At 34.2% G+C, this 7,482-nt stretch carries 3 protein-coding genes; all 3 read right to left on the bottom strand.

Going from position 1 to position 7,482, the window contains the following annotated elements; translation table 11 throughout:
- Nucleotides 1-2: 2 nt before the first annotated feature.
- On the bottom strand, nucleotides 3-4,559 hold the full coding sequence (locus ACUL40_RS04240) for an amino acid adenylation domain-containing protein (RefSeq protein ID WP_445423018.1): 4,557 nt from the start codon (nucleotides 4,557-4,559) through the stop codon (nucleotides 3-5).
- A 13-nt stretch (nucleotides 4,560-4,572) separates the two neighbouring features.
- A complete protein-coding gene (locus ACUL40_RS04235) occupies nucleotides 4,573-5,826 on the bottom strand; it encodes an MFS transporter (RefSeq protein ID WP_086404172.1) in 1,254 nt (417 codons plus the stop codon).
- 1,058 nt (nucleotides 5,827-6,884) lie between these two features.
- On the bottom strand, nucleotides 6,885-7,475 hold the full coding sequence (locus ACUL40_RS04230) for an SGNH/GDSL hydrolase family protein (protein WP_139245393.1): 591 nt from the start codon (nucleotides 7,473-7,475) through the stop codon (nucleotides 6,885-6,887).
- Nucleotides 7,476-7,482 lie beyond the last annotated feature (7 nt).

Genomic DNA, 7,482 nt, shown 5'->3' with positions numbered 1-7,482 from the left:
TTTTACACCCTCTTCTTTGTTAATTTAAGTAATACTTTGCTCAAGCTTTCTTCCGTAAGATCCTCTGCATCAGCAAAATCTGATACCGTAAAAGCAGACTCTGTTGTTGGTTTATTTATAAGTTGACGAAGATGCCTCAACATACCATCTGCTATCACTTGAATTTTTAATTTAGAAAACTGTTCCCTACTATACAGCCAAATAAAATGTAACTTTTCATCCTTCAACATTCCGATAACATCAATTAGATGAGATGGTTTGGAATCTGGAGCATGATCTAAAAATGTAAATCCTGTCTCTTGCATAAACAAAGAGTCCCTTGAAAACACCTGATCAAATTGGCCCAAATAGTTAAAGCTTATTGAAGGCTTTTGCTGATAAAACGGAAGTAATCCTTTATTCAAGTAACGTAAAATACCATAGTCTACTCCGCGATTTGGGATTCGACGCAATTGTTCTTTGACTGCCTTTAACCCTTCAATAGGTGTCTGAGTTCCTTGAAAATTGAGATGAACGGGATAAATACTCGTGAACCAGCCCACTGTCCTTGATAAATCAATACCTTCAATCATCTCTTCTCTTCCGTGTCCTTCTAGATGAATAGAAACGGTTTGCTGATTTGTACAATCGACGATAGCTTGTCCTAATGCCGTTAATAGTACCTCATCAATCCTTGTCTTATGAGTGACTAGAACTTCGTATAACAATGCTTGTGTTTCTTCTATTCCTAAAGTCCTCGTCACTTGATCAATCGATTCTTCTGTCGTTTCTTGTATTGGATAGTCCATTGGAATTTTCATCGTTTCTTTTTCTACTTGTTCATTCCAATAATCCTTTACTTCTTTTGAAATACCCGAATCACTGTATGTCTGAAGTCGTTCAGACCATTCTTTAAAAGATGTACTTTTCGCAGGTAAGCGAATTTCTTGACCTTGTTTCATCTGGTTATATACCACCTGTAAATCTTCCAATAGAATCCTCCATGACACTCCATCTACTACTAAATGATGTATCACCCAGAATATTCGATCATTTTCAGTCAAGTTATCTTCAAAGTACACTACTTTCATTAACGGACCAGTAATTAAATTGAAACTAGCTTGATGAATATTCATCTCTTCTTGTATTATTTTATTCCACTCTTTTTCATTAACTTGATTCCGTTTTACAACATGGAGTACTGACAGCTCATCAGTCCCTTCATTTCTCTGCCTCCACGTTCCGTTTGGTAACTGTTCGTACCGGAAACGTAAAGCATCATGATGTTTCAGTAAATTTAATATCGCTCCCTCTAGTAATTTCACATCCAATCTTTCTTTTACTCTTAAAAGCATTGATTGATTCCAATGCTCTGTATGTGGATGTTCTTGCTCGAAGAACCAGCACTGAATTGGAGTAAGAGGCACATCACCTATCACAATTCCCTGCTCCGCTTGTACTCCCTGCGTTTCTATAGCCACTTGTGCCAGCTCAGCGATAGTTGGGCATTCAAACATTTGCTTTGGAGTAAGTTTTAACCCCACTTGACTTGCTTGAGATATAATTTGAATACTGAGAATTGAGTCGCCACCAATTTCAAAGAAATTATCATAGATTCCCACCTTTTTAACACCTAATACTCTCTTCCAAATGGTAGTTAGTATCTGTTCGTTACTATTCCGAGGGCCAACACATTCACTATTAATCTGCTTTTCCTCCGGCATAGGTAAGGCCTCACGATCAACTTTACCGTTAGCTGTAAGTGGAATAGCTTCCATCGCCACAAATCCCGAAGGAACCATATAACTTGGTAGTTTCGCTTTAAGATACTCTCTCCACGCATCTACATTTCCATCTCCTACAACATATGCTACTAATCGTTTATCGCCTGGCTGATCTTCTCTTACAATTACAACTACCTCTTTTACATATGCATATGTATGTAAAGTAGACTCAATTTCCCCAATCTCAATTCGGAAACCACGTATTTTAACCTGATGATCAATTCTTCCACGATAATCTAGATTCCCATCTGGCAAATACCTCGCTAAGTCTCCTGTCCGGTATAATCTTGCTTTCAGATCACTACTAAATGGATGAGATATAAAACGCTCTGCTGTTAATTCAGGCCTATTTAAATACCCACGTGCAAGCCCTGCCCCGCCAATATAAAGTTCACCATCAACACCTATAGGAACAGGTTGTTGATAAGCGTCTAGTATATACACTTCTAAATCGGGAATCCGATTTCCAATATTACTTCTTGAAACATGCTGCACATCATCTAAAGTAATTGGATAATATGTAACATGAACTGTAGTTTCTGTAATTCCATACATATTAATTAACTGTGGTTTTTTCTCCCCATACCTTTGAAACCACGGTAACAAGCTAGTAGGTTCTAACGCTTCTCCGCCAAATATGACATAACGCAGCTGCAAATTTTTATTCTTATCTTCTTGTTCACACACTTGTATTAATTGGCGGAATGCGGAAGGTGTCTGATTTAGAACTGTGACTTCTTCCTCCACCAATAATTGATAAAAATCCTTAGGTGATCGACTAATCCAGTACGGAACAACAACTAATTTTCCACCATATAATAACGCTCCCCAAATTTCCCATACTGAGAAATCAAATGCATACGAATGAAAAAGCGTCCAAGTATCTTTTTCATTAAACTGATACCAACAATCCGTCGATTTAAATAACCGAATGACATTGTGATGTTCTATCATAACGCCCTTTGGATTTCCCGTTGATCCCGAAGTATAGATTACATATGCCAGATTTTGGGGACCGACACTAGAAACCGGCAAAGTCTTATTTTCTTTCCCAATCTCATCTTGATCACGATCCAGGCAAATCGACTCAACATTTTCTGGTAACCAGTTCAATTCTTTTAAACTTTCTTGCGTTACGAATAACTGAATGCTAGCATCTTCTAAAATATATTGAAGTCGTTGCTCTGGATATGTTGGATCAAGTGGGACATAAGCCCCACCAGCCTTCAAAATCCCTAAAATACCTACAATCATTTCGAGGGAACGTTCAACGCACAGTCCAACTAAAGTATCAGGTCCTACTCCCTTTTTCTGCAGATAATGAGCTAACTGGTTTGCACGTTCATTAAGCTCCTTATAAGTAATTTTTTCTTTTTCATACGTAACTGCAATAGCATTTGGATAAATCATCGCTTGCCGTTCGAACATTTCATGAATAGTTACTTGAGGTGGGACATCCAGTTTAGGATTGTTGAACTCAACTAAACTTTTTCTTTTATCTTCCTCAGAAATGATTTCTATTTCAGCCACCTTCTGCTTTGGGTTTTCAAAAGTATTTTCTAGTATCACTAGCATAACGTTAAAAAATCGTTCTATCTCTTCCTTAGAAAATAGCTCCTCACGATAATCAATATGTACATGTAAAGAGTCTATATCAATTAGATTTTCAATATGCACTGCAAAATCTTGTACTTCTTCACGGTTTGGAATCCATAGTGAGTCACCACTTTCATCACGATCCCTATAATCAATCGTAGTTCCGAAAAGTCTCACATTACTGTTATTCTCTTTATTAATCTGCTTTAATAACAAATCAAATGGATATTTCTGGTGTCTCAATGATTTACTTTGTTTTCTGGACACCCTACTAATAAATGAAAGTACTTCTTCTTCTGGATCAATATCCATCCTTAAAGGAACTGTACTCACCATCATTCCAATCAATTTTCGTTCCATTTTAGTCATACGATTGCCGTAAGCCATTCCTAAACCAATATCAAGCGATGAGGTCCACCGATACATGGACAACGAGAAAGCAGCAACAAAAAGAGTATATAAACTAATTTTGTAATCTTCAGAAATTTTTTCTATCTTTCTCTTCAAATGTTCCGTTAATATAAACGTCTCACGTGATGCTTTGGTACTAACTTGGTACGTATTATAAGGCTTCAATCCAGTCACAGATGGCAGTGTTTTAAATTCCTCTAACCAAAATTTTTGATCTTTTTGAAAGCGACTACTATTCAAGTATGTTTGTTCGTTGGTCAGAAATTGAACATATGAATTTTTAATTTCGCCTTCCTCATTCTCGTTATGCATGTCATAATAATATTTTGCAATCTGCTCAGTAAATATTTGAATTGATAAACCATCCATAATAATATGATGAACATTTCCAAAGACTGCACATTCATTATCGTTTAATTTTATTAAAGCGAAATAGTATAAATTTGAATTAAATAATGTAAACGTTTCTTTTGTTTTCTGCTCAATCCATTCCTCAAGCAAATTTGTATTCTCCACATTACTGAAATCAAAAAACTCAAATTCTTGTTCTTCATGTTTAGTAAAATATTGTTTCGGTTCCTGATGCCCATTTTCTTTTAACCTAATGCACAGACCGTCATTTTCACTGATAACGCGATTCACAACTTGGTTTAATTTTGAATAATTCATTTTTCGATGAAGTTTAAATAAAAATCTTAAATTACATATTCCTTTATCAGAATGAACGACTTCTGTATACCATATTCTTCGCTGCGGATGGCTTAATGGATAGCATTCCTCATTGGTCATAAAAATCTTCCCTTCAAAAATTATTTGCTCTTATAGGTTCGTGTTTATGTTTAGCCCATAAATATTTCTGCAGTGAAACTCCAATTACTCCAATAATAACAAGCCCAATCCCTCCATAAACATAGAGTTGAGTTACTCCAAACAAATGCACTAATGGACCACTCATAGCAGGAGAAATAATTAGAACTGCGTTTGTTAAACTGCTTTGTATACCAAATACTCTTCCTACTTGATCTTGATCGGATTCTATTTGTAAAATGACTTGATTAGATACAAGCATCAGCCCACTTCCGATACCAGCGATAAAACTAATTAAATAAGCTAAAACGAAGACCGTACCGGGCGTTATCAAACCAATCCCCCCAAAACCAATTCCCATTAAAACCATACCTCCACATACTACCCAGCCATATTGAAATTGTTTTAATTTCTGAGTTAGTAATGCACCAAGTATTCCGCCAAGACCAATAATAGAAATGATATATCCCATTTTACTTTTATCATGTGGGAATAAGCTCTTAAATAAAGTTGGGAATTGTGAGTCTACTAATTGTAATACTGCCATGGCTATTGTAACGAAAATCATGGTTGATAATATTATCCGATTAGATAACACATAACCCCACCCTTGTACCCAAGCGGTCCAAGTACTTTGTTTTTGCTTTTCAATAAATTCTTTCGATATAGTTTCTTTAAATTTTATTGTGGGTATCAGAACTAAGGTAGCTAATAAACAACTTATAGCTCTTATAATGAGGCAGAACTCTGGTTGAAACCAGCTCAGCAACATGCCCCCTATAAGTGGGCCTACTATCTTTGTACCCTGCTCTACTATTCCGTTGATACTTACTGCTTTAGTAAGCAAGTCCGGGGATACAATCTGTCTTGTTAGTGTTTGCTGTGCAGGATAATAGAAAACAATAAAAATGGAACGAATCATTAATGCCACTAAGAGCCAGTGGATATCTTGTACAAATAAAAGAGCAATTGTTATTAGACCAACCATTAGATTACAGAACATCATAATTGGAATTTTTCTAAAACGATCCGCAATAACACCTGCCCATGAGCCAAAAATAATTCCAGGAAGTGCATATGCAACAGGAATCAATCCAATCATAGTAGGATCTACTTCCCATTCAAACCCAACTATAGTCATAATCGCTAACATATCAATAAAAACACCAAGCATAAGCAATGAATAGGCAGAGAAAACTTGTAAATAAACCCTATTTCCTAATAGGCCTTTTGAATCAGTAGTTTTCATAAAAGCAAGCTCCTTAGGTTACTAATATAAACGCTTTTGCGTATAAGGTATCTCTTTATTAAACCTAATTAATCATTATTGACATCTCACCTAGAATTTAACTTCGTCAAAACTCAAATCGATCTTATTTTTCGTATATTTAAAATAGTCAGACAAACGAAAGCGTACCCATTCCTTCATTTTTATATCAACTGTTACAAAATATATCTTTACCTTACACTAATAACAGCTAAACGTTGCCTTAATATAACCCTTTACAGTCGTTTACACATTCAATTCACATCCTTTTTAAAGTTGGCTTTTTTCTATCTCAAATACTATCACACAAATATTTCACCTACTATATTCATAAAGTTGAAATATTTGAATCAGAAAATTCGGATAAAAAACCAAATCCACAAATCATAACAAACTATTATTTAGTTATATTTTCATTTTATAGATAGCTTTAACCATAAGGGTATTAAGAATTAAGTTTTTTAATTTTATTAACATAATAGTTTAAAGAGACCGTAAATCCAACTAAACAAAAAAATATACAATAAAGTATATTTTTTCTAATCCTACATATTTTCTATGCAAATTAATTCCAATAACTAAAGTTGATAATAAAAATATAATATTACCAATCACTAATGTACTCATAACAAGAATTGAATAATATAGTATTAATACTTCTGCAGCTACTACCTATTTTATCTATTGGATATTTATACTTCAAAAAAAATTACACATCATTCACAATTAAGATACATACCCAAAATATGATTTGAACGTTTTATTATATTTTAAGATAATATAAAATCAGTTTTTCTATAAGAGAACTTAATTTTTATGTAGTACGAAACTGTTAGTAATACAGTATATACTAATTTAGTTATAAAAACATTTAAAGACCACCTATTTCCATAAGTGATCTTTCTTTGTGATTCTGTATTTGTGCACTACTGTAGAAATATATCGTAGAAACGCTTTGTTTGCTAAATGTTTAGTTCTTTCTATTTACTAAAAAACATAGCTTCATACAATTAATATCATATTCGTTAAATTGCAAACTATTATTTTGTCTTCTGTACAGGCAAACTACTAAAAATTAATTCAGCAACTTTTACATATCCTTTTGAGTTTGGATGAATTAAATCCTTAGACCAAAGCGTATTATCATTAACTAAATGATGATTCCAAAAATCAACATGATGAAGCTTATACTCTCTGCTCAGTGAATGTATAACTTCATTTGCCTCTAATAATTGTTCTTTTATTACTTGTTTTTTTTCAGAAGCAAAAGGAAGCCTAACTGTAAAATCTGGAAGGTTTGCTATAATAATATCAGCCCCTGCTTTACTTAATGTATCTATCATAAATTCCATATCGTTCTTATATGCATCGTAATTCCAACGTCCTTTTAGAACATCGTTTGCCCCTGCAATGAGACTAACCAAATCTGGATTAAAAGTTAGCGCTTTTTCCAATTGCTGCGAGCGAATTTCTTTAGTTACTAACCCACGCTTTGCAAAATTGGCATATTCTATATCGTTTTCACACAGTTGAACAAAATAATCTACCCAGCTTTTTAATGCAATTCCCTCAACTTCATCCCCTATCCCCTCTGTAAAACTATCGCCAATTGCTACAAATCGCTTCCACATATGTATT

The sequence above is a fragment of the Bacillus sp. KNSH39 genome (assembly GCF_052656585.1).
Note: the sequence above shows the minus strand (reverse complement) of the source record. Positions and strands in the feature narration are given on the sequence as shown.